The sequence below is a fragment of the Heyndrickxia sp. FSL W8-0496 genome, from assembly GCF_038007825.1.
GTDB classification, from domain to species: Bacteria; Bacillota; Bacilli; order Bacillales; family Bacillaceae_C; genus Heyndrickxia; species Heyndrickxia oleronia.
The window spans coordinates 672,673-698,777 of record NZ_JBBOXX010000001.1 but is presented as its reverse complement, the minus strand read 5'-3'; the positions used below and the strand labels follow the sequence as shown (position 1 = coordinate 698,777).

The following is a 26,105-nucleotide window of genomic DNA, read 5'->3' as shown; positions in this document are numbered from 1 at the left end:
TTAGTTGATTTATAAGACCTACTTTAAGCTTATTATTTTAGTTGGGCTGAAATAGGTACATTTTGCGATTTTGTTTTGGATGTAATAATTACATCACTATTTTCTGCCGTAATATCGTAACCCGAAAATACATCTGCAAATGCCTCAGCAATGGCTGTTGCCAGAGTTGTATCCGTCGTTTCATTTGACAGTGTAATTACTTTTTCAACTTCTGTTCCATCAATAGTAATTGCAACCGTTTGATTACGTGTATTTGTTCCTTCCAACGCAATAACATCTGATACTTTAAAGGAAGCAATTTGTTGAGATCCTGGTGATGGAATTAAGCTTGGCTGGATGACCTCCGCTTTATACGTAGTTCCAGGATAGCGTATGTTTCTTGTCAGTGCTGGGTCTTTTCCACTTGCTACCTTTTCTGTTACCGTTACTACTGTATATGGTGATCCACCAAGATCTACAACAGTATCATATTTTTCAGTAGCAGTCCCAGTTTCAATTTTCTTCAAGACACCACCACTAACCTGAGCAACATATACGCCATCTAAAGCAAATCCTTCTCCATTTGTAGTAAGGTTTATATCAACAGAAAACTTATAAATACCTTGTTGTGTTATTGTTATAGGTTCAGCACCATTTTGTGTAATGTTTACATCAGAAATTTTAAATGCCTCGATTGCACTTGGTACTATTAATTCCACTGTACTTACATCTAAAGAATTATGGGCAGCATCCTCTAAGTTATTTGCCTTTACGGTTATAGTATCAGTTGCTGTAATATTATCTTGTAAAGTAATAGTCAGCTTCTTATGATCTTCTGACCAAGTTCCCAATTCCGAATTGATTTCTTGGTTTCCGATAAATAATTGACTGAAAGTAATTGGTTCACTAAATGTCAATTCAACACTTTCACCCTTAGTCGCTTTTCCATCGGCATTACCATCAACTAATGTTGCTGAAGTGATTGTTGGAACTTTACTTTCTTTAATGTTTACTTGGAAATCTTTCGTTTTCGTCATTCCATTTTGTGTAAGTGTTGCTGTTAATGTCACCGTATCATCTTCATCATCATTGCTGCTTCTAGTAACCGTACCATCAGCATTGACTGTTGCACCATCAACTGTATTAGCAGACCACGACACTGAAATACCATCTACTTCAGTTGGTAAATGTAAAGCCCCCGTTACTTCCTGTAAGGATGGATTATCGGCTTTAATTAAGTTTTCATCAATTTTTGCCCATGCTTTATCAAGTGCTGCTAAAGCTTCTGGATCATACTCATATGGAGCTTTTCTTTTTCCTGAAGCGGCTTCATCTATATCAAATAGAGTAGTATCCGAAACATTTAATTCTGAATAATTAACATTATTTCCGATCCCAAATCCATTTGCACTTGGGGCTTTGACACTAATTTTACTTGCGTCACTCATTGTTAAACTAGAGCCCTCTCCTAAGTAAATTCCATATACTGTACCATTGTAAGTAGTGGCTTCCGCATTTATTTTACTATTAGCGATATTTACAGAAGCACCTTTGCCAGTTTGAATAACCCTAGAAACTCCGTTTGCACCGTTTGATGAAATTGTAGAATTAATAATGTCTATTGAAGCACCTGCTACATCAGCTCGTATTCCACATGCATAATATGCTGGATTGTCAGATTTCGCAAAAATAGTTGAAACATTTGAATCTTTTATTACTAGTTTTGCATTAGCATTTTTTAATATTATCCCCGAAGCTCCATAACCACCAGAGCCTATAGCATCAACTTTAACATGATCAAGTGTAACGTCTGCAGCTCCGCTTAAATAAACTGGTCCACGTTCACCATCTTGTGCTGTGCCTGAATAACCACCTGTTACCGTTATATTTTTCAATAAAACTTCATCTTGTTTTACTGTAACCGCCAATCCAGAATTAAATACCAACTTATCCTTACCGTCTATAATAACGGGGTTAGCTAGGAATACTTTAGGAACTGAAATCGTACCTGTTACAGAATCATCCACTGTAATTGTTTTTACCAAACCATTTTGCACAAAAGTATGATTCACACTATTCGCTACTTCTGTACCGTCTTTTACACGTAATACAGATGAGGTAGTAACATTAAGTGTTTCACCATTAGTAAAGGTCACTTTTTCTGTTTTGCCATTTTTCGTCACGTTTACGGATTTTAACTTAAATGTCCCAGATTCAATGCTACCGCTACCTTCTAAAACATCTTCGGCTGCATATGTGATTTCTACACCATCTACTTGTTTCCCATTTCGTGTGAAAGTGATCGCATCTTTAATTTTTCCAGCAGCTTCACTTACAACTACATTGTTCTCCCAGATGAAGTCACCTGATAAATCATTTTGAACAATTTCATATTCATATGGTATTTGCTGTAATTTTACTGTCTTTGCTTCATTTGCTACACCATTCGCATCTTTGACAGCATTCGCGATTAAAGTGATATCAGAGTCAATCTTAAATACATTCGAAAGATCGCTACCACCAATTTTTACAGTTAATTTTGTTTTGTCTTCGGACCATGCCACTTCAATTGGCCCATCTCCAAATGCATTAGCGTTACCAAAAAATTGTTGGGCAATATCTTCTGGATTTCCTGCGTATGCTATCGGTTCACTAAATGTAAATGTGATAGTGTCATTAGCAGATGTATCTCCATCATTATCCTTATCATCTAAAATGGCACTTACTAGGTATGGCTTTTTCGATTCTATAACTGTTGTTTCGATGGAAGTTTCTTTAGATGCATTACCATTCGTTGCTGTAACATTTAATATCAGTTTATCATTTTCATCATCTGCATCATCTTGAGTTACATTACCTGTAGAAAGGTCGATGGTTGCATTATGGTCGCCCACTTTTGTTGCTGACTTCCATTCAAAGCTTGTACCATTTGGTCCCACTGTGACTAAATCTAGTGGGGTAGATACTTGTCGCAGACTTGGATTGTCTTTTTTAATCAGTGATGGAAGTAATGCCGTATCAACTGCTAACTTTAATTCATCCTCTGTTAACGGTTTGCCTTTATCCGCAATCGCTTTTTTCACTGCTTCTGTTATTTCTGTTGCATTTTCCGGGGTAATGCCTTTAATATCAATGCCTTCAAATAGTTTTACTACATCATCTACACTTGGTGCTGGTGTTTCAGTAATTTTATCTTGCATTACTTCAACAGGTCGTTTAATCGTATGGGCGATTTTGCCATCAGCATCCACTGTTACGATAATTTGTGCTTCTTTTAAGGATGGTGCATCTTCTTTTACTGATATAGTGGCTGTACCTGGTCCCTTTGATGTGATGATGATTTCTCCATCTTTTAATGTAGCTGTTGAAACATTTTCATTGCTTGATGTAACTGTTGTACCAATCATACCTACAGCAAGTGGATCTTTATTCTCTGCATCTACAATATTATTGGCTGTGAGTATTTGTGATTCAAATGTTTGTTCAGATGCTAAAATAGTTACGTTAATTTCGTTTTCTTTTGTTAAATTGCCATTCGTTGCTGTAACTTTTAAAGTCACTTTATCATTTTCATCATCGGCTTTATCTTGAGTTACGCCACCTGTTGAAAGGTCGATGCTTGCATTATGGTCTCCCACTTTTGTTGCTGACTTCCATTCAAAGCTTGTACCATTTGGTCCCACTGTAATTAAATCAAGTGGAGTAGATACTTGTTGCAGATTTGGATTGTCTTTTTTAATGAGTGATGGAAGTAATCCTGTATCAACTGCTAACTTCAATTCACCTTCAGTTAATGGCTTGCCTTTTTCAGAAATCGCTTTTTTCACTGCTGCTATTACATCAGTAGCATTTTCTGGTGTAACACCTTTAATATTAATACCTTCTAAAAGTTTTACTACATCTTCTGCACTCGGTGCTGGAGTTGCAGTCATTTTATCCTGTACTACTTCAATAGGGCGTTTAATCGTATGTGTGATTTTGCCATTGGCATCCACTGTTACGATAATTTGTGCTTCTTTTAAGGACGGTGCATCTTCTTTTACCGTAATAATGGCTGTTCCTGATCCTTTTGATATGATGATGATTTCTCCATCTTTTAATGTAGCTGTTGCAACATTTGCATTGCTTGATGTAACTGTTGTACCAATCATACCTACCGCAAGTGGATCTTTATTCTCTGCATCTTCAATATTATTGGCTTTAAGAGTTTGTGAAACAAATGGGTTTGTTGTCCCCCCATTATTTCCACCACCTGTTGAACCGCCTCCAGAGGTTGGAGGTGTTGTTGGTGTTGTCGGTGTTGTTGGGCGTTCAACCTCCGCTATATTTTTCACATTTTCAATTGTTGGTGATCCACCTGTAGGGTATTTTACTGCCTCTTCTGGCTTCACATTTTCAGGTTTAATTAGAGTACCTATTGTGCTATCTTTCGGTACAATTAATTGACTTCCATATTTTTGTGTTTCCACTACTGGTAATTTTGCTTTATTTTCAAGCGTTACTTTTATTGGAGTTTCAATAGTCAATTTATTTGACTCAAGAGTTCCTTTTACGAATACATCTTGATTCCCCACAAAATCAATCGTATTTATTTTACCTACAGCCTCAATTTCTGAAACATTGTTACCAACTTTAATGGTTGGTTCCGATTGATCCGTTACGATTTTCGTTTTATCACGATTGACAACCAGTTCATCGATTGACGATTTTGTAAGCTTGATAACGGATTCCTGATCACGTTTTCCTTCCCCTTCAATAATTAAACGACCCTTTAGCTCAAGACCATTTAATTCGATTTGCTTTTGGTCGCCTTTTTTAATCGTAATATCGCCAGTGATTTTTGCATTAGCAAGTTTAATATAATCACCAGCAATGGTTAGATTTGCTTCAACAGTCCCTCCAGCTAAATCCAGAGTGAGGGGATTTTCTCCTGTGCCACCATTTAATAACTCAAGATTGCGGATGCCAACAACCTTTGTCCCAATTTTAATAAAGTCTAAGTTTGCCTCTTTTAACACGGCTAAATTTCGTGCATGAAGTAACGGCTGTAACTCTTTTTTAATGTAGTACACTTGACCGCCGATTGTCATTTTATTTCCGTCAATTGAAGAAATGACATTCTCGTCTGGTCGACGGTTTTCACGGTAATCAGTTGTTTTTTCAGAACGGATAGTGAATGCCGCCATATTTGCCCGTGTTACCGTTGAATTACCACCATATGTTTTTGAAGTTTGGCCATTTGTAATTCCTAAATTATATAAAGTTTGAATATAAGGCGCAGCCCAATTGTTGTTTGCTTGTACATCTGTAAATGGCAAAGTAATTTCTTTTGCAGGCTCTAAACCATAGCCGTAGACGATGATTTTTGCCATTTCATTACGGGTTATCGGTGCATTCGGTTTAAATGTTCCATCCTGGTACCCATTAATAATGCCTGCTTCTCTCAATGCTGATATGTAAGGGTAGGCCCAACTATCTGCTGGAACATCTTTGAATGTATGATTAAATGATTGAGTCAGATCTAATCCTAAATTTAATGCTAATATTTTCGAAGCCTCTGCACGTGTTAATAATCCATTGGGCTTGAAAGAGCCGTCTTTATAGCCATTTACAAAGCTACGCTCAAATAATTCGTTCACATATTCATAGTAATAAGAATTCGCTTTAACATCTGTAAATATTTCCTCGTTTGTACTTGCTTCTGTCGAGTCTGGTGCAAGAACAGCAATTGCACTTGTTGCTATTGCCGTAGACATTGCTGTCTTGAATAGTTTGTCGTAAGGCGTTGTGCTTTTCTTCATCTATTTCTCTCCCTTTGTCTACAAATTTCACCTTTATATCCTACCTGACCCAACCTGAACAAAATCTAAACAACATTTCCAATCCTGTAAATTCTTTCAGTATTTTCCTGACAATAACTTACCTATCACGCTTTTCCCATTTTCATAGGAGGTAGCATGGGGAACGGCACAGCAATCTGTTACTATTTGTCATTTAAATTTGCCTGGGAGTATTAATTGGCTTTGATAAGGTTTCAAAATAATAGAGTTTAGGATTTTAATAAGCACCAAGGTGCGTTTGGAGAAACTACAAGAATAGTGTCGTAGAGATGTTGCTCCCCATGACGCTTTTCTATAACATTCATTAAATTTCGATTCTAGGAAGCAGAAGAACCGTCCCTATGTTTTTTCTGGTAAACTAGTGAAGGGGGATATGTTACGCTCATATATTTTAGGGGGTTTTACTTTGAAGAAAATATGTTTGTTGATTTTAGGATGCCTGTTTATTCTTGCTTTAACCGCATGTAGTTCGGAGTCACAGACTACAAAGACTGATGAGTCTCAACACAGCAAAAAAGAAGTGAATGAAGAAAAAGAAAAGACCAAAGTCGATATTTTAAATGAAACATTTGCGGCATGGAAAAGTATAACTGGAGCCGTTTGGGTCAATTATTCTGCCGAAATAAAAAACACAGGAAATGTGTCCGCTAGAATTGATGATATAGTAGTAGACTTCCTAGATGGAGATGATAAGATTCTACAAACCGCACCCATGATTTCTCCAATACCGGATATCATCCCACCTAATGAAACTGCATATATTACAGAGTCGATTACATTAGAAACCGTCAAGGATCCCGCAGAATTAAAGAATACTCACATTAATATTGAATCTAGCAAAACCGATGACGAACTAATGATGCTAGAAACCGATAATATAGAATTATCTAAAGGAAAACATTCAGATATTCAAATGCCTTATCTTGTGACAGGAACTGTTACGAATCCCCACTCTGAAAAGGCAGATAATATTCTTATTTCTGCAGCATTGTATAGTGATAAAGATGAGTTACTAGGTGTTTTAAAAAGGACATTAGATATAAGCTTAGATCCTAATGGCTCTGAGAAATTTGAATTAAATTATCCTGAATTACCTGATGAAATTAGCGGAAAAGTAACAAAAGTGAAAGTAAAAGCCTATAATTCTTCCTATTGATATGTTGGTAGATTGCTCTTAGTCTAACTTGTTTAGTAGGAAATGAATGAACGTTGTAGTGACCTATATATTAATACAAACAGAAAGCTCCATGGAGGACGGTACTCTCCATGGAGCTTTCTATTTATTTTAGTCAATGCTAAACAGCATTCCCTCTCTGAAGCAAAAGAACCGTCCCTATGCTTCTTAAATACGAATCACACAATTATGCTCCGCTGCTTCCATTATTCCTAACACTACTTTCAACGAAGAGAGAGCATCTGATCCGCTAACAAGTGGTTCTTTGTCTAAACGAACACAATCAATGAATGCATCAATGACACCTGTGTTTGTTTGGTTATCATTTGTTTGAATGGATTCAAGCTTATAGTTAATCCTTTCCCCTTCTTTTGTTATCACTTCAATTTGGTTTTCAGGGCTGTTGTATATTTTTATCATTCCTTTTTCACAATAAAGCGTCGTACTATTATCCTCTTCACCATAATATGTCCATGAAAATGAGGCTGTACCAAGTCGTCCTTGCTTTGTTTTTAAAATACAGACAATGTTGTCACATACTTCAATTGGCTTGCCGTTTTCATCAACTTTATCGAGAGCACCTTGAAAGGCGCTAACTTGTTCGACTTCATCGTCTAATAAATAGTGTAGTAAATCAATTTTGTGGATCCCTAAATCACCTGCTACACCAAGGCCAGAGCGATCCTTTTTAAAAAACCAAGTGGATCTTGTTTTATTTACTCCCCACTGCTCTGGTCCTTGATGCCCAAATGTCGTTCTAAAGGTGAGCACATTGCCAAATTCTTTGCTGGCAATCATTTCTTTAGCCTTTTGATGGGCACGAGTGAAGCGTTGATTATGATCTATCATTAATTTGTTACCTGTTTTTCTTTGTGCTTCAACGATTTCGTTAGCATGTTCCATCGTTAATGATATGGGTTTTTCACATAATACATGCTTACCATTAAGTAAAGCCTTTGTAGAAAATATATGATGATTTTCATTCGATGAGCAATCACTTATTATTTGTATAGAAGGATCGAATAATAGCTCGTCAACAGTTTCTACTACCCTTCCACCGAACATGGTAGCCAGCTTTTCTGCTCGTTCAATATTTCTATCATAGAAAATGATTTCTTTTACAAATGGATTTGCTTTATATTCTGGTGCATGGCGCAATTTAGCTATTGAACCACAGCCTATAATCCCCACTTTAAAATCCAAGTGAATACCTCCCTATTCTCTCTTTTGGAAGACAACTGCCACAATGATGATCAATCCTTTTACAAAGCCTTGAAGATGTGGAGATACATTCATTAAGTTCATCATATTATTAAGAATTCCTAAAATAAGGACACCAAAAAATGTACCAAGAATTTTCCCCTTCCCACCAGTCATTCTTGTGCCCCCTATAATAACGGCAGCAATTGCATCTAGCTCATAAGACACCCCTGAGCTTGAGGATGAGATAGAATTTAGACGAGAGGTTTCAATAACGGCCGCAACACTTACTAATAAGCCTACCAAGCTGTATACGGCTAGTTTTACACGATCAACACGAATGGCAGAAAGAGTAGCTGCTTTCTCATTACTGCCAATGGCATAAACATAGCGACCAAACCGTGTTTTGTGCATTAATATATAGACAAGTACGGTCATAACGAGAAAAATAATGATTGGATAATCGATAATCCAAAGATCACTATTCGCAATAGCAGTAAATCCAGATACTTTCCCTGAAATACTTCCGCCATTAGCTATATATAGGGCAATTGAGCGTGCAGCGGCCATCATCCCTAAAGTAGCAATAAACGATGCAATTCTTCCTTTTGCCACCATTAACCCGTTCAAAAAACCAGCAAAAGAACCAACGATACATGCGGTTAATATAGCAACGAAAATACTACCTGAAGCATTTAATGCTAAAACGGAAATGACACCGACTAAGACGAGTACGGATCCAACCGATAAGTCGATTCCACCGGAGAGCATCACAACAGTCATTCCTAATGAAATGATACCTATAATAGAAACCTGCATTAATATATTCATTTGATTATTAATGTCTAAGAATCTAGGACTCATTATCGATGCAGCAATAAAAATAATGATGAAGGCAATAATTACACTATAATCTGTCCATAGCCATGAGAAACGATTGCTTGCTTTCGATGATTTTGGTTGTGGATTTGATTCCTTTAATTCAGTATTAACCATTATGAAGGACCTCCCTTTTCGATCCAGTTGCATAACTCATAATTTCATCTTCTGTAGCTTGTTCACCAGTAAAGCGAGCCATTATTTCCCCTTGATACATCACATGAATGGTATGACAGAGTTTTAAAATTTCCGGAGCTTCTGAAGATAAGATAATAATCCCTTTTCCTTGCTCAGCTAATTCAACAATATGCTGGTAAATCTCCCGTTTAGCACCAACGTCTATCCCTTGTGTTGGGTTATCAAAAATAATGATCTCTGTATCAACTTCTAGCCATTTAGCGATAATCACTTTTTGCTGATTTCCGCCACTCAACTTATCAATGGTAATCCGTGGATTGTGTACTTTTATGTTTAATTTCCTTTTATAAAAATCAAATTTACTTTTTTCTTTCCCTTCATGAATAAACCCCGATTTTTCAAAATTCCCTAAAGAAGAGAGGCTCATATTATGAATCACACTTAAATCTTTTATAATCGCATTTTCTTTTCTATCTTTTGGAACAAGAGCAATTCCTGCCATTAATGCTTTTCGTGGATGATCTATTTTTACAACCCGCCTATTAACCTTAATCTCACCCGAGTATTTTTTTCGATAACCAAATAAGCTTTCAAATAGCTCTGTCCTTCCATCTCCAGCCAGTCCAGTAAACCCGACGATTTCACCTTTCCTGACAGTAAAATGAATATTTTTAAATAGTCCTTCACTGCTCAAATTACTCACTTCGAGTACAGATGGACCAAATGTATGCTTTCTTGTAAAGCGCTCTTCTGAAATTTCCTTACCAACCATGAGTTTTGTAATCGTCTCAATACTCTCATTTTCCATATCGCCATTCCCAACTACTTCCCCATCCCGCAGTACGGTATAACGATTACAAATCTCTTTCACTTCCTTCAGTTTATGGGAAATATAGATGATGGAAACACCTGAGTTCTTAAGATTTCTCATCTTTGCAAATAACCGTTCTACCTCATGTTCTGCCAATGCTGATGTTGGTTCGTCCATAATAATTAGTTTCGATTTATGTAAGAGTGCTTTAGATATTTCAATCAATTGTTTGTAGGAAGTATCCAGATTTCGTACATACTCCTTCGGATGAATATCCACACCTAATAGCGCTAAAATGTCACTTGTTTGGTTACACATTTCTTCTACTTTTAAAAATCCAAATTTATTTCGAAGCTCTGATCCTAAAAACAGATTTTCATAGACTCGTAAATCAGAAACGACATTTAATTCTTGGTGAATAAAACTGATTCCATACTGCTGTGACACACGTGGGTTTGTTAGTTTCACTTCATTCCCATTTATAATGATGGAACCAACATCTGGTTTGAGCACACCACCTAAAATATTCATCAAAGTGGATTTCCCAGCTCCATTTTCACCTAATAATGCATGAATTTCACCACTCTCGACTTGCAAAGAAACCTTCTTTAATACGGATACACCGTTAAATGATTTTTCGATATTTTTCATCGCTATGAAAGGATTGGCAGACATTTCTTCATCTCTCCTTTGTAGGGAAAAGGGGAAATACAACAACTATACGATAGCTATTGTATTTCCGAATACTAATTTAAAGTTAGACATTAAAACTTTGAATCTGGATCATAGTGCTCATCAACATTTTCTTTTGTTACTTGAGTGGCTTCTTTTACGACCATTTTTTCTTCTGGTTCTTCCCCTTTAGCTAATTTTGCTGCAATTTTCACTGCATCCTCAACCATCGTAGGTGAATATAAGAAGGTTGCTGAAATAAGTCCACCATCCTTAATGTTCTCAAAAACTTCCTTGCCACCACCGGCACCTGTTACAAATTGAATATCTTTACGACCAGCTTCTTTAATGGCTTGGAGGACACCTAAAGCCATTCCATCATCCTGTGTAAAAACTGCATCAATTTGAGAATGAGCTTGTAAAATATTCTGCATTACTTCTAATGATTTTTCCGTTGAGAAGTCGCCACTCTGAGAGGCAATAATTTCAATTCCACTTTCACTCTCCATTGCTTCTTTAAATCCAGCTCCACGCTGCTCTGTCACGGAGCTTGGCGGACCTGTAATCTCTACAACTTTTCCTTTGCCTTTTAACTTCTCAATAAAGTACTTTCCAGCATTTACACCAATTCCTTCATTATCACCTTTTACCACAACTGTTGCTGCATCGTTTTCTAATTCTCGGTCAACAATGACTAAAGGAATACCGGCATCTTTTATTTTCTGACCTACTGGAGTCAGGGCAGCTGATTCAATTGGCAGCATGACAATGACATCCACTTTTTGTGAAATCAAATCATCAATATCATTTGCTTGTTTATTAGGATCTGCTGCATTCGTCATTACATAGTTAATTCCTTCACTTTTCTTGAGTTCCTTCGCTTGTTTTTCAGCATTATCAATGAGTGCTCCCATCCACCCATGTGTGGCAGATGGTAACGAAATACCGATTGTTAACTTATCGTCTCCATCTCCCTTACTACTACTACTTCCTTTTTCACTACTACAAGCTACCAAGACAAAAGCAGCTAATAAGCCTATACATAAAACTAGTAACTTTTTCAATCCATTCACCCCTTTGTTTTGTATAAAGCTCCCCCTTGAATGTAATCGATTACATTTTAAGGCCAGCGCTCTGATATGAAATCAATATTTTATAACAGAGCGCTAGTCTTAATGACTGCTTATCCTGATGTAGACTCGCGTATCACTAATTCATGATCTAAAATAACACTTTCCACCTCTTTGCCTTGTATTTTATTAATCAACATTTCGGCAGCTATCTTTCCCATTTTATACATTGGTTGGGCAATGGTAGTAAGTGTTGGATGGGTCATATTGGAAAAATCAATTTTGTCGAAGCCGACGATTGCTATATCATTCGGTACATGCAATCCATTTGCGTTTATTTCTTTAAGCGCTCCGATTGCTAAAAGATCTGATACAGCAAAAATAGCCGTAGGTCTATCTTTTAAATTCAAAATTTTTTTCATTGCCTGTTGGCCGTATTCAAAACCTAATTGCTGTGTATGGTAGATGTAATCGTCATTCACAGTTATCCCATGTTCTTTTAAAGCCTTTAGGTAACCCATTTTACGTTGTCTGGCATATAAATACTTTTCATCTGAATTAATCAAAGCAATTTTTGTATGACCAATTTTAATTAAATGCTTTACGGCCCGGTATGCAGCTTCTTCACTATCAATGGTCACATATGGAATAAGACTATTCTCCGCATATTCACTGCATTGAATAATGGCATGCCTTTTAGCTAACTTTGTTAATGCTTCCATATCTACAGCTGGATCCATCGAAATAATACCATCAGCCATTTTTTTTCTAACTAAATCAAAATAAATATTTTCTCTTTCCGGATTGGAATCTGTTTCGCATAGAAGAATATTATAACTTTTACCAATTGCTGTGCTTTCAATCCCTTTAATAATTTCTAAATAGAACGGATTTGAAATTTTTGGAATCAGCACGAGTAGTAATCGACTTTCAGAGTTTCTTAAATTCCTACCTAACATACTTGGCTCATAATTTAATTTTTTAATTGCTTCTTCTACTTTAATTCTTGTTTTACTTTTTACAGTACTCTGTCCATTTAATACTCTTGAAACGGTAGCTACTGATACCCCTGCTTCTTTAGCAACCTGCTTGATGTTTGCCATCTTGATCCTACTTTCTATGTCCTTACAAGTTTTTGTAATCGATTTCATTTTCATGATATTATGAACAGAATTATCTGTCAATACAAAAAATTCACACAGAAAAACATTGATTATATTCAATAATTTATATATGGTTATAAATGTAATGGATTACAAATCAGTATATTCTGAACTTTTCTTATAAAAGGAGGGCTTTCTTTGAAATTAGGTGTTTTTACAGTTTTATTCTCCGATATGCCATTTGATGACATGTTAGACTATGTTTCTTCTAAAGGTGTGGAAGCTATTGAGTTGGGGACAGGGGGCTATCCGGGTAATGCACACTGTAATGTGGATATGTTATTAATGAATCCCCAGGCTTTACAACAGTTTAAGAAAAAGGTTGAAGAGCATGGATTAGTGATTAGCGCATTAAGCTGTCATGCCAACCCACTACATCCACAAAAAAAGATTTCCGAACCGGCAAATCAATTATTAGAAAAAACAATCCTTCTTGCTTCTGAACTAGGAGTCCCTGTGGTTAATACCTTTTCGGGATGCCCAGGTGATCATGAGCATGCCCTCTATCCCAATTGGCCCGTCACACCATGGCCCCATGATTTTCAAGAAATTTTAAAATGGCAATGGGAAAAGAAGCTGATTCCGTATTGGAAAGAAAAAAATGACTTTGCAGTGGCTCATAATGTAAAAATAGGTTTAGAGCTTCATGGGGGATTTTCTGTGCATACACCAAATACCATGCTGCGCTTAAGAGAGGCATGTGGTCCTGCAATTGGCGCCAATCTTGATCCAAGTCATATGTGGTGGCAAGGTATTGACCCAATAGAAGCCATTAAAATACTTGGTCGTGAGAATGCTATTCACCATTTTCATGCGAAAGATACAATTATCGATCAAAATAATATGAATAGAAACGGACTTACAGACATGACAGACTACTCGGAAATGCGTGATCGTGCATGGTATTTTAGAACCGTTGGCTTTGGTCATGATTTAAAAACATGGGCAGATATTGTTAGTGCGTTAAGGCTGATGAATTACGATTATGTTATTAGTATTGAGCATGAGGACGGATTAATGTCCATTAATGAAGGATTTACAAAAGCTGTTGAAAACTTAAAACCTATATTGGTTAAAGAGTCCATTACAGAGATGTGGTGGACATAAATCTTGAAGGAATCTTTTCAGCACTCTGGGACAACGGAACCGACCCCCTGTCCCACCCTGTCCCAACAAGTTCCTTAATTTGACACAAAATTAATAAAGGATGAAATATTCGTTTTAAAAAGATAAAAGTGAAATTAGGCAGAAAGTAGTTTGAAATCTAGTTTTTATTTTCTATTTTTTGGTAGGCCGGTCTCTTGAATATGTAAACAGAAAGAGTATATTGGAGGTGTAAAAACTATAATTTTTTAGGAGATGCATGAGATGAAAGCATTAAGATGGCATAACCAAAAAGATTTACGATTAGAAAATATTGAAGAGCCTCAGGCTCTAAAAGGGAAAGTAAAATTAAAGGTAGAATGGTGCGGAATTTGCGGTAGTGATTTACATGAATATACAGCTGGTCCAATCTTCATTCCTACTGAAACACATCCATTAAGTGGGGATAAAGCTCCAATTGTGATGGGCCATGAATTTTCTGGACAAGTTGTTGAAGTAGGTGAAGGTGTGACAACTGTACAAGTTGGCGACCGTGTTACTGTTGAACCGATTTATGCATGTGGTGAATGTGAAGCTTGTAAAAAAGGAAAATATAATCTTTGCGATAAAATGGGATTCTATGGTCTTGCTGGAGGCGGCGGTGGATTTTCAGAATATGCAGCTGTACCAGCTGAAATGATTCATAAATTACCAGAAACGGTATCATTTGAACAAGGTGCACTTGTTGAACCATCTGCAGTTGCTCTTCATGCTGTTCGTCAAAGTAAACTAAAAGTCGGCGACAAAGCAGCTGTTTTCGGTACGGGACCTATCGGCTTACTTGTTATTGAAGCACTGAAAGCTTCTGGTGCATCAGAAATCTACGCTGTCGAGTTATCCGAAATTCGTCAACAAAAAGCAGCAGAGCTTGGTGCCATCGTAATTGATCCTAAAAAATACGATGCTGTTGAAGAAATTTACAAACGTACCAATGGCGGTGTTGATGTAGCTTATGAAGTGACTGGTGTCCCACCTGTTCTAAAGCAAGCAATTAACGCTACAAAAATTGATGGTGAAACAATGGTTGTTAGTATATTTGAAAAAGAAGCACCTATCCACCCTCATGATATCGTCATGAAAGAACGCTCTTTAACTGGTATTATTGGATATCGTGACGTATTCCCAGCTGTTATCAGCTTAATGGCTCAAGGCTATTTCCCAGCTGACAAACTAGTAACTAAACGTATTAAACTGGATGAAGTAATCGAAGAAGGATTCGAAGGCTTATTAAAAGAAAGAGACCAAGTAAAAATCCTTGTTAAAGCTGAATAAATGGCAAAACCAGATTTCTATGAAAATAGGAATCTGGTTTTCCTGTTATAACCTTACTATTTTGGGACAACGGAACCGACCCCCTGTCCCCTCAAATGCTAACCAATCACCTTACACAACCTATCCACCGCTTTTACAATTAGTTCTTGTTCAATATTCGCAAATCCAATAACAAGCTCAATCCATCCCTTTTCCACATTGGATTTATGTTTCAGCGTAAAGCGCCTTATTGTGTATATTTCTAGCTTTTTATCTTTGGCGAGAGTTTCAATTTCCTCATACGTCTTATCAGACTTGAATTGAGCAAGAAAATGTAGACCCGCCGGAATGTCCTGGATTCGCACCTTTTGTTTGAACCTTTTATGTAGCTCTTCTATCAACAGCTTCCGCTTTTGCTCATAATGATGATTCATCCGTTTAATATGCCTTGTATAACTGCCGTTTTCTATAAAATAATGCAAAGAAATCAAACTGATCATGTTACTGTATTGCATCAAGTCTGGATAATGCCTACGATAATCCCTTAACATTTCAGGTGGGAGCACCATATAGCTGATTCGGATGCCAGGAATTAGTGTTTTGGAAAAAGTGCCCGTATAGATTACACGTTGATTCCGGTCAAGACTTTGCAAGGAAGGGATACTGTTTGTTTCATATTTAAATTCGCTATCATAATCATCCTCTACAATATAGCGATTGTTTCCGTTGGCAGCCCAATTCAACAGCTCAATCCTTCTTGTGATTGGCATGATTTTTCCGGTTGGAAACTGATGTGACGGTGTAACAAATACAAAATTTGCTTTAGAGGCTTCAACTTCTCCAATGTCGATCCCTTTATCATCCAGTCCTACTGGTTGAACAGAAAAGCCCATATTTTTTAATAATCGATAAAAACGAAAATAACCCGGGTCCTCAACAGCAATAATTTCATTCTTATTTTGAATTTGCATTAATTGCTGAATAAGCAACTGTGTACCAGCTCCAATCACAATCTGTTCTGGCTCGCAAACAACACCCCGTGTGAGCGCGATCATTCGACTAATCGTTTTTCTTGTCATATAAGGTCCTTGAGGATGACCAAGTTCGGAAAGTTCCCTCTTATGATTATCAATCGCTTTATTCATGCACTTTAGCCATTCCTTGAAAGGAAATAGAGAAATATCCGCTGACATATGGGACAGGGAAAGCCAGTCACCATTGCTTGCATCGTGATTCTCTTTCAAATCCACTGGTAATTTATATACAGGATCCAGTGGATTTGAAAAGCTCGTAATATTTTCAACAAAATAACCTTTGCGCTCAATCGTATAAATATACCCTTCTGCAATCAACTGATCGTACGCGATGGCAACCGTATTGACACTGACACCCAATTCATCCGCCAATTCCCGTTTGGAAGGCAGCTTTTCATTTGCTTTCAACTTCTCATCCAGTATCTTGTTCTTTATTCCTTCATAAATCTGCTGATATTTGAAAGTGGTCTCTTCAGAATTGTCCAGTAACAAAAAACCCATCTGTTTCACCCTTATCTGGTACCTTATTTTTTATTAATCTGGTACTTTCCATTATACCAGTCAGTTGTCATACTAGGAATATGTTTACAGATGGAATCAGATTAACGAGTTGTTAAAGGAGGATATTAGCCATGATAACTACACATACAACCAGTAAAAAACTTCAAGATAAGAGGGAAAAATTTGTTGCAAGAGGGGTAAGCACTGGAAATCTAAACATTGTAGCGAAAGCTTCCGGATCTACCATCATCGATATCGACGGCAAACAATGGATTGACTTTGCTGGAGCAATAGGCACATTAAATGTCGGGCACACCCATCCGAAAGTAACAGAAGCTGTTAAGCAGCAAGTGGAAAAGTTTTTGCATCCTGGTTTTAATGTCATGATGTATAAAGGCTATATCAATCTTGCCGAAAAACTATGCGAAATTACGCCGGGGAATTTTAATAAGCAAGCTATTTTGCTCAATTCCGGGGCGGAGGCAGTTGAAAATGCAGTTAAAATCGCACGTCGCTATACGAAAAGGCAAGCAGTCGTGTCCTTTATTCGTGGATTCCACGGCAGAACAAACATGACAATGAGCATGACAAGTAAGGTAAAACCGTACAAATTCGGCTTCGGTCCTTTTGCACCAGAAGTCTACCAAGCACCATATCCATACACATACCACAAGCCTGAAAACGTATCTGAGGAAGCATATATCGAACAGGTAATTAAGGAATTCAAGGACTTCTTTATATCCACTGTTTCACCAGAAAACGTTGCTTGCGTTGTGATGGAGCCAATCCAAGGAGAGGGCGGTTTTATCATCCCACCGAAAAAGTTTGTTCAAGCAGTGCATTCGTTCTGTCAGAAGCATGGAATTGTTTTTGTTGCTGATGAAATTCAAACAGGTTTCGGGCGTACCGGGACATTATTTGCTATTGAACAATTTGACGTTGTTCCTGATCTTATAACTGTCTCGAAGTCATTAGCAGCCGGCTTGCCACTAAGCGGTGTAGTCGGAAAAACAGAAATCATGAGCGCGGCAGAACCTGGCGAACTCGGTGGAACATACGCTGGAAATCCAGTAGCCTGTGCAGCTGCCTTGGCCGTAATCGATGTCATTCAAGAAGAAAATCTGTTACAGAAATCAGAGGTAGTTGGTCAAAAAATTGAAGCAAAACTTCATGAGTTAGCTATAAAATATTTATTTTTAGGTGAAATTCGACGTCTAGGATCAATGGTTGCTGTTGAAATCGTTAAAGATCGCGATAGTAAAACTCCGGATAAAGAAAAAACCGGCAAAGTGACGAAATTTGCGAATGAAAATGGACTATTGCTTCTCTCGGCAGGTATAAAGGGCAATGTCATTCGCTTCCTGGCACCACTTGTCATTACAGACGAAGAATTGAACAATGGGCTCGCTATTCTGGAAAAAGCATTTGATAGCGTGAATAGTTAACTTTGCTCCCTAAAGGGAATAGAAATATATGGTGGTAAACAGGTAAAAAAACATTTGGAAAGGAGCAATAGGATATGACAGATTATATTAGCGTAAAAAATCCCGCTACAGGAGATTTAATCCAAGAGGTTAAAATCAATACCGAAGAGGAGATCAAACTTGCTCTTAAAAGAGGCCACGATAGTTTTAAAAAATGGTCAAAAATCAACGCCCATGAGCGTTCAAGATTGCTACAAAAATGGTCGAAAAAAATAAATGAGAACAAGGAAGAAATCGCAAAAGTCATGACCATGGAAAACGGCAAGCCGTTAAGCGAATCCTTGGGAGAAGTCGACTATTCAACAAGCTATATTGATTGGTACGCGGAAGAGGCAAAACGGATATACGGCCGAACAATCCCAGCAAATGTAGAATCGAAACGAATACTGGTCACCAAACAGCCAATAGGCCTAGTTGCTGCTATCACACCTTGGAATTTCCCAGCCGCGATGATGGCAAGAAAAGCAGCTCCTGCACTAGCAGCCGGATGCACGTTTATCGTCAAGCCAGCAGTAGAAACGCCCTTAACGACCATTAAGTTTATTGAGTTGGCTCATGAAGCAGGAATTCCAGAAGGTGTCATTCAATGTGTAAATGGACGAGGCAGTATGATTGGCGATTTATTTTCAAACAGCGATTACGTCCGGAAAATTACGTTTACGGGTTCAACACCAGTTGGAAAAGAAATAATCAGAAATAGCGCAGACACCATAAAGCACGTGACAATGGAATTAGGTGGTCATGCCCCTTTGATCGTAGCCGAAGATGCTGATATTGACTATGCTGTCAAACAAACTGTCGGTACAAAATTCAGAAATGCTGGACAAACCTGTGTTTGTGCCAACCGGCTCATCGTTCACGAAAGCATTGTGGACGAATTTACAGAAAAATTTGTTGCGGAAGTTAAAAAATTGAAAGTCGGTAATGGCTTGGATGAAGGGACAACCGTGGGACCGATCATCAATGAAAATGGGTTTAACAAAATTGTTGCCCAAATCAAAGATGCCAAAGAAAAAGGGGCAGAGGTCTTATTAGGTGATAAATATGATGCTAATCAGGAAAAAGGCTATTTCTTTGTTCACCCAACCGTCTTAAAAAATGTCAATACAGATATGATCATCATGCATGAAGAAACATTTGGACCAGTAGCACCGATCACCTCCTTTAAAACAATAGAGGAAGCAGTGGAACTCGCTAATAGTACACCATACGGTCTTGCTGCCTATTTCTTTACGACAGATTACCGCACTGGAACCTATCTTCATGATCATTTGGATTTCGGAATCATTGGTTGGAACGATGGCGGTCCATCAGCTGCTCATGCACCATTTGGCGGCATGAAAGAAAGCGGACTTGGTCGTGAAGGTGGTATTGAAGGAATCGAGCCTTACCTTGAAACAAAATACATGTCTATTGGTGGAATATGATCTAATTTCATATATACCCTATACAATAAAAAGGCATCGGCTAGGTGAAATGCCCCCCTTTCAAGTAGACAGTGATAAAAAAACACAATTAAACAACCTGAGTCCTGTGCTGCTATGGACTCAGGTTATTTAATTTTTTTTTGGAAAAGTTGATGATTGATAGGAACAAATACATTTATTTCATCAGCTTTTCTAAGCTAAAGAAATTTTCCATACAAGCATTGTCCCGACAGTTACTTTTTCTGGACATACTCACTTCATCTGATAAGATCTACTGCCTTTTTCTTAAAGGTGATGTCTAATTTTCCCCATAAAAAATCCCCCTTAAGCGTCTACTATAGGGGGAGCATAACAAGGAACTGATGTCTTTACATTCATTAAACCAAATAAAACGCTTCCATTTGGTAAATATAGATTAGTATTGTTAGTAAAATAAGTTCTCATTTTAAAGATGTTAGTGGTGTGAAGTTCATCCTAAAGGCTGCTGTTGTGTAATGCAATGAATATTTCCTCCACCAACAGAAATTTCACGGGTGTTTACCGTTACAATCTTTCGATCCGGGAACATCTTTTGAAAAGCTGCAATCGCATGTTCATCTTGAGGATCATTAAACGTAGGTAATACAACACCACCATTACATAAATAACAATTTATATAGGTTGAAATAAATGTTAGGTTAGGTGAACGGTTGTAACTAAACCTCGAGTAATCAATTTCCATGCTTTCCGCTTCACTTAGGGATATTTGTTTAGGCATTTGGATTTTATTAATCTTCAGCTTTCTTCCTTTAGCATCTGTAGTCTCACTCAATCGTTTATATGCATCTTGAAGTACCTCGTATTGTGGGTGATTTTGATCATCCGTCCATCCCATTGCGACCTCACCTGGCCTAACAAAAAAAACAACTTCATCCACATGACCATCTGTTTCATCGCCAACCAAACCGTCTTTTAACCAGATTATTTTCTCTACATTTAAATATTCTATTAGTTTTTCTTCCATTTCCTTTTTTGATAGATTCCTATTTCGATTAGGATTTAAAACACATTGTTCTGTAGTAATTAATGTTCCTTCCCCGTCCACGGTGATTGCTCCACCCTCAATAATTATATCCGTGGCATCATATCGACTTATTTGCTCAATATCCATCACTTTTTGCTTTACAAGCAGGTCTAGATCCCATGGAAAATATAAACCTTCATCTAATCCTCCCCAAGCATTAAATCCCCAATCGACACCTCGAACCTCCCCTTTATCATTTTTAACAAAAGTGGGACCGATATCACGCATCCATGCATCATTAGATGAAATTTCAACAATACGTATATTAGGAGGTAATAGAGCACGTGCGTTTTCATATTGATCTGCTTTCACACACATAGTGACTGGTTCGAATTGAGAGATTGCCTTAGCGACTTCAATATATACTCTTTGAGCTGGCTTAGCACCAGACCTCCATGTATCAGTTCGGGTTGGCCAGAGCATCCACGTCCCCTTATGTTCTTCAAATTCTCCTGGCATCCTAAATCCATCTTTTTTTGGTGTGCTATTTATCGTAAAAACCATATCCAATTCCCCCTTTAAAAAGAAATCTCTATTTAACTTCATGCAAATTTTATGCCATATTTTCAAAGTGTTTCAAAATACGATTCTAAATAGTTTTTTTTACATTTCAATTGCTAGATATGTATTTTTTAGAATGCTAAAGGTCATTTCGAACCGAAATCGAATCATCATTTTATTTATACAGATTTTCTTATTAAATGCTGTACTTTTTCATTCTTCTCATTAATGAAGATTGTGTTAACCCTAATGATTGGGCTATTTTCCGTGTCGATTTATGTTTATTTTGAGCTTCGATTATGATCCTTTTTTCAATTTCCTCAAGATAGGTCGGCAAGCTTTGCCCATTTAGATAAAAATTGGTACTATCTTTATTTTCATATTCCTCCACTACTTTATTTGAAAGAGCACTTTTTTCAATAACATTTGATTTTGCAGTAACAACAAGCCTCTCTATCATATTTTCTAATTCACGAATATTTCCTGGCCAACTATAATTCTGTAAGTAATCAAGTAATTCTTGACTTAAAACCAATGTCTTCTCGTACTTCGTTTTAAATAACTCAAAATAGTAATAAACCAAGGGTAGAATATCATCTTTTCTTTCCCTTAATGCGGGGATCTGTATAGAAACCACATTTATGCGGTAATATAAATCCTCACGAAAGCGTTTTTCCTTAACCATTTGTAAAAGATCTTGATTTGTAGCTGTTATGATTCGAATATCGACTTTTTTTATTTCAGTTGATCCGATAGGAATAAAAGATTTACTTTGCACTAATTGAAGAAGCTTTGGTTGAAGTGTCAACGGAAGTTCTCCAATTTCATCAAGAAAAAGCGTCCCCCCATTCGCCTTTTCAACTAATCCAACTTTTCCACTGCTATTTGCACCAGTAAATGCTCCTTTTTTATAACCAAACAATTCAGATTCTAACAATGATTCAGGGATTGCGCCGCAATTTATCTGGATAAAGGGCTTCTCTGGTCGATTGCTTCTTTGATGAATTTCCCTCGCTATCATACTTTTTCCCACACCCGTTTCACCGTTTAATAAAATGGTAGCGTCCACAGTTGCGACTCTGTTAATTAAATCAAGCATTTCTTCATGCTTTTTGCTTTTACCAATTACAAATTGATGGCTGTCAGCTACATTTTGTTTTCGTTTTATTTCTTGAAGTTGTTCCCAATAGATTTGTAGAAGATTTTCAGCCTGTTCTAGTTTAAGAGAGTTCCTTACTGTCTCTGTGACATCTTTAACATGTACAAGTACATATTCCGTGTTATCTTCCTTTATATTTACCAAATATCCAGTCGCTAAATATTGTCTCCCTCTTGATACTTGTACTTTTGTTACTGTCTCCTTTTTCTCTAATACAATTTTTGTTACTGAAGGAGTAAACATTCCGTTATTCTCCAACTCTGTTACCGTTTTTCCTATTATTTCTGATCTTGGTGCACCTTGTTGCTTTGTACTCGTATCGTTAACCCATAATGCAACTCCATTATGATCTGCTATAAATATCCCGTCTTTCAACTGGTTAAAAATATGATAAAAATGGCGGTCTTCAAAAAATTTTTTGCCCACTTGTATCCCCCTTGCGAAAGTTATTGATTGAGTTGAATCGAATTCGATTCAATTTAGATTCGAATTCGATTCTAAATTATTTATATAGTACTAATTTTCAGACTAAAAGTCTAAAATAAAGCTGTTTTTCCTCATCCGTTTTCTTGGCACATATCTTGCATTAGATAATTATGAGGAGGTAGCATATGAATTCAATCTTACTAGAAGTAAATAGAAAGCGTTTACTTGAATCACTTAGTATAAGCTCTTCGATTGGATCTTCTAAAAATGGTGGACTGAATCGTTTAGCCTTAACCGAAGAAGATAAAGCCATGCGAGACATTTTTATCAAATGGCTCCGTGAAGAAAAGTTAGAAGTTCGTGTAGATGACTTTGGCAATATTTACGGAAAAAGAAAAGGAACAATCAATAATGGTCCGGTCGTTGCTATGGGATCTCACTTAGATACCCAACCTTGTGGAGGGCGTTATGACGGAATTCTTGGTGTTTTATCAGCTTTAGAGGTTATCCGTGTCTTAAATGAAAATAATATCGAAACGCTTTACCCCATTGAAATTATTAATTTCACCAATGAAGAAGGTGCTCGGTTTGCACCGCCCATGTTAGGCTCCGGTGGGATTACAGGAGAATTTACAAAGGAGTTCATCTATAACTCAAAGGATAGCGCAAATATTATTTACAAAGATGCTTTAGAAACGATTAAATACATGGGGGATGAAAAAAATCGCTTAAAGAATGTGAAGTATTTCATCGAGCTCCATGTAGAACAGGGTCCTATTTTAGCATCTCAAAATAAATCAATTGGCATTGTAGAAGGAATTCAAGGCATGAGTTGGTTAAGCGTTAAAGTAACTGGCGAGACAAATCACGCGGGACCGACACCAATGGATAATCGAAGGGATGCTTTAGTACCTGCGTCTAAAATGATTTCAATAGTAAATGAGATAACAAAAGAAATTGATGGGCTTAAAACGACGGTAGGCAAGATAAATGTTCAGCCCAATGTTTCAAATGTCATACCTGGAGAAGTAGAATTTACGATTGATATACGACACCAGGATAACGAAATTAGATTAGAGGCTATCGAAAGATTGAAAGAGAAATTAAGCACCATTGCACTAATGAACAACGTAGATGTCACGATTACGACAGACTGGAACTCAGATGCCGTTGAATTCTCTCCAACAGTCATTGAAGCTATAAATGAAGGCGCTGATAAAAGAGGCTACACGTCCTTAAAATTATTCAGCGGACCTGGACATGATGCAAAATACATGAATAAAATCGCCGATACAGGAATGATTTTCCTGCCAAGTGTCAACGGAATTAGTCATAATGAACAAGAACTTACATTAGATGACGATATCGAAAAAGGAGCAAATGTCCTTCTTTATGTCATTCACAAGCTGGCCAATATGAAGTGAAATTCTAGTTGCCTACTATTATAATGATCAACCATTTTACCCTATAACAAATCAAATTTGAAAATTAACTTAGGAGTGATAGATATGAGTCAAAATCAAATCGTTCAAAAGGAATCTCTAGCTGCTGAATTAACGAAGCTTGATGTTAAACATCTTCTTCACCCATCTACCAATCCAAAAGCTCAAGTTGAATTTGGTCCGAAAATTATTTTTACGAGTGGTAAAGGGATCAATCTTTATGACATGAAAGGAAACACCTATATTGATGGTGTATCTATGCTTTGGAATGTCAATCTAGGACATGGTAATAAGGAGTTGGCAGACGCCTCTTACAAGCAAATGACCGATATTGCATATGCTTCCGCTTTCTACGGATATGCTAATGAACCAACTGTCCGCTTAGCCGAAAAAATAGCATCCTTAACACCCGGAGACTTAAATACCGTTTTCTTTACTTCTGGCGGTTCAGAGTCCAATGACACAGCATTCAAGCTTTCAAGATTTTATTGGCAATTACAAGGTTATAAGGAAAAGAGAAAAATTATTTCATTAAGAAGAGGATATCACGGGGTAACTGTAGCAGCACAAAGAGCAACAGGAATCGATGTGTATCGTGATTTTTCTGGTTCAATGGACCCCGATATCTTAAATGCAAAGGCCCATGTTACGGAATGTGAACTTGGTGACAAGAGTCACCCGGAGTATGAAGGCAGTATTAGGAGCATTATCGAAAAAGAAGGAAAAGACAAAATCGCGGCGGTGATCGTCGAGCCTATCCAAGGTGCAGGCGGAGTTCATATTCCACCAGATGAATACTTACAAGCGATTAGAAAATTATGTGATGAAAATGATATCCATCTCATTGCAGACGAAGTAATCTGCGGTTTTGGCCGTACTGGAAAAATGTTTGGTGTTGATCATTGGAATATTGTTCCAGACTTTATGTCGATTGCTAAAGGGATTACAAGTGGGTATGCCCAGCTTGGTGGTGTAGTCATGCGGGAAAAAATTAGGGATGCGATTACACAATTTGATGGGATGCTGGCACATGGATTTACCTATAGTGGACATCCAACCGCTTGTGCAGTCGGTTTGAAAAATATTGAAATATTAGAACGGGATGGTCTTGTTGAAAATGCGCATCGAATGGGGAACGAATTAGAAAAGGCACTTCATTATTTAGAAGATAAATATGAATTCGTTACAAAATCAAGGGTGAAGGGTTTATTAGCAGGCTTTGATTTAATGAAAGATCCTGATGCAAACATTCCATTTGACGAATCAGTAAAAGCGTCTGTTTCCCTTGTCGATGAATGTTATCAAAGAGGATTACTAATCAGACCATTTGATTTTGAACCGGGAATGAATATTATCGCGATCGCTCCCCCTCTGATCATTACGAAAAACGAATTAGAACAAATTATCCATATTGTGGATGACTCGCTTTCAGCACTTTCAAAAAAACTTTAGGCTCCTTACTAAAACATTGTTTCATTAAGCACTAAATAATATTAAAAACGCAGAGTGGATTGGAGCGGAAGGAACCTGACTCCTGCGGGATATAGAGGAAAGCTCGAGACCCCACAGGCGTAAGTGCCGAGGAGTTAGAAAAGTAGAGGCGGCTTGCTTATCCTACGTACGGACCATGGAAATTGAAGTTCAAATTTCCCCTTGAGGGCAGCGACTGAGATAAAGGAATCACGATGAGCCCAAAGGGTGAATCGATGATGACTTATCGTAGGGAGGTGACCGGAAGTTCGCTAGTC

General features: G+C 37.3%; 16 protein-coding genes. 7 read left to right on the top strand and 9 right to left on the bottom strand.

Features of this window, described 5'->3' with window-relative positions; all coding sequences use genetic code 11:
* Nucleotides 1–32: 32 nt before the first annotated feature.
* On the bottom strand, nt 33–5,780 hold the full coding sequence (locus NST63_RS03720; RefSeq protein WP_341041306.1) for an S-layer homology domain-containing protein: 5,748 nt from the start codon (nt 5,778–5,780) through the stop codon (nt 33–35).
* Nucleotides 5,781–6,225: 445 nt separating this feature from the next.
* On the opposite strand from NST63_RS03720, the gene NST63_RS03715 reads away from it, so the two are divergent.
* Nucleotides 6,226–6,975, top strand: coding sequence for an FxLYD domain-containing protein (locus tag NST63_RS03715; protein WP_341041305.1), 750 nt, complete (start codon nt 6,226–6,228; stop codon nt 6,973–6,975).
* 186 nt (nt 6,976–7,161) lie between these two features.
* Here NST63_RS03715 and NST63_RS03710 read toward each other — a convergent pair whose 3' ends face one another.
* The 5 genes from NST63_RS03710 to NST63_RS03690 form a co-directional block, all read right to left on the bottom strand.
* Nucleotides 7,162–8,196 carry a Gfo/Idh/MocA family protein gene (locus NST63_RS03710; protein WP_341041304.1) on the bottom strand — a complete coding sequence of 345 codons (1,035 nt, stop codon included), beginning with the start codon at nt 8,194–8,196 and terminating at the stop codon, nt 7,162–7,164.
* 12 nt (nt 8,197–8,208) lie between these two features.
* Nucleotides 8,209–9,189, bottom strand: a complete 981-nt coding sequence (locus NST63_RS03705) for an ABC transporter permease (protein ID WP_341041303.1) — start codon at nt 9,187–9,189, stop codon at nt 8,209–8,211.
* Nucleotides 9,182–10,696, bottom strand: a complete 1,515-nt coding sequence (locus tag NST63_RS03700) for a sugar ABC transporter ATP-binding protein (protein ID WP_212945464.1) — start codon at nt 10,694–10,696, stop codon at nt 9,182–9,184. Before NST63_RS03700 ends, NST63_RS03705 begins: the two co-directional genes overlap by 8 nt.
* 89 nt (nt 10,697–10,785) lie before the next feature.
* Entirely contained in the window at nt 10,786–11,766 is a 981-nt protein-coding gene (locus NST63_RS03695; RefSeq protein WP_242598292.1) for a substrate-binding domain-containing protein, read from the bottom strand.
* 110 nt (nt 11,767–11,876) lie between these two features.
* A complete protein-coding gene (locus NST63_RS03690; protein WP_071974707.1) occupies nt 11,877–12,866 on the bottom strand; it encodes a LacI family DNA-binding transcriptional regulator in 990 nt (329 codons plus the stop codon).
* 198 nt (nt 12,867–13,064) lie between these two features.
* Between NST63_RS03690 and NST63_RS03685 the strand changes: the two genes are divergently transcribed.
* The gene (locus tag NST63_RS03685; protein ID WP_341041300.1) at nt 13,065–14,033 is read left to right on the top strand and encodes a sugar phosphate isomerase/epimerase family protein; all 969 of its coding nucleotides are present in this window, start codon (nt 13,065–13,067) and stop codon (nt 14,031–14,033) included.
* A 261-nt stretch (nt 14,034–14,294) separates the two neighbouring features.
* Nucleotides 14,295–15,341, top strand: coding sequence for a 2,3-butanediol dehydrogenase (locus NST63_RS03680; RefSeq protein ID WP_058006678.1), 1,047 nt, complete (start codon nt 14,295–14,297; stop codon nt 15,339–15,341).
* Nucleotides 15,342–15,439: 98 nt separating this feature from the next.
* Here the strand turns inward: NST63_RS03680 and gabR are convergent, their stop codons facing one another.
* Complete coding sequence (gabR, locus tag NST63_RS03675) at nt 15,440–16,855, bottom strand: MocR-like transcriptional regulator GabR (RefSeq protein ID WP_341041299.1); 1,416 nt, start codon at nt 16,853–16,855, stop codon at nt 15,440–15,442.
* Nucleotides 16,856–16,986: 131 nt separating this feature from the next.
* On the opposite strand from gabR, the gene gabT reads away from it, so the two are divergent.
* Nucleotides 16,987–18,300 (top strand): 4-aminobutyrate--2-oxoglutarate transaminase, encoded by a 1,314-nt coding sequence (gene gabT, locus NST63_RS03670; RefSeq protein ID WP_341041298.1) that lies wholly within the window; start codon nt 16,987–16,989, stop codon nt 18,298–18,300.
* Nucleotides 18,301–18,374: 74 nt separating this feature from the next.
* Nucleotides 18,375–19,766, top strand: coding sequence for an NAD-dependent succinate-semialdehyde dehydrogenase (locus NST63_RS03665; protein ID WP_216384318.1), 1,392 nt, complete (start codon nt 18,375–18,377; stop codon nt 19,764–19,766).
* 469 nt (nt 19,767–20,235) lie between these two features.
* On the opposite strand, the gene aguA is transcribed toward NST63_RS03665, so the two are convergent.
* Together aguA and NST63_RS03655 are read right to left on the bottom strand one after the other, a co-directional pair.
* Nucleotides 20,236–21,333: an agmatine deiminase gene (gene aguA / locus NST63_RS03660; RefSeq protein ID WP_341041296.1), complete on the bottom strand. Its 1,098-nt coding sequence runs from the start codon at nt 21,331–21,333 to the stop codon at nt 20,236–20,238.
* 193 nt (nt 21,334–21,526) lie between these two features.
* A complete protein-coding gene (locus tag NST63_RS03655) occupies nt 21,527–22,915 on the bottom strand; it encodes a sigma-54 interaction domain-containing protein (protein ID WP_341041295.1) in 1,389 nt (462 codons plus the stop codon).
* Between the two features lie 185 nt (nt 22,916–23,100).
* Between NST63_RS03655 and NST63_RS03650 the strand changes: the two genes are divergently transcribed.
* Complete coding sequence (locus tag NST63_RS03650) at nt 23,101–24,339, top strand: M20 family metallo-hydrolase (RefSeq protein ID WP_341041294.1); 1,239 nt, start codon at nt 23,101–23,103, stop codon at nt 24,337–24,339.
* Nucleotides 24,340–24,423: 84 nt separating this feature from the next.
* Complete coding sequence (locus NST63_RS03645) at nt 24,424–25,809, top strand: aminotransferase family protein (protein WP_216384325.1); 1,386 nt, start codon at nt 24,424–24,426, stop codon at nt 25,807–25,809.
* The last annotated feature ends 296 nt before the right edge of the window (nt 25,810–26,105 follow it).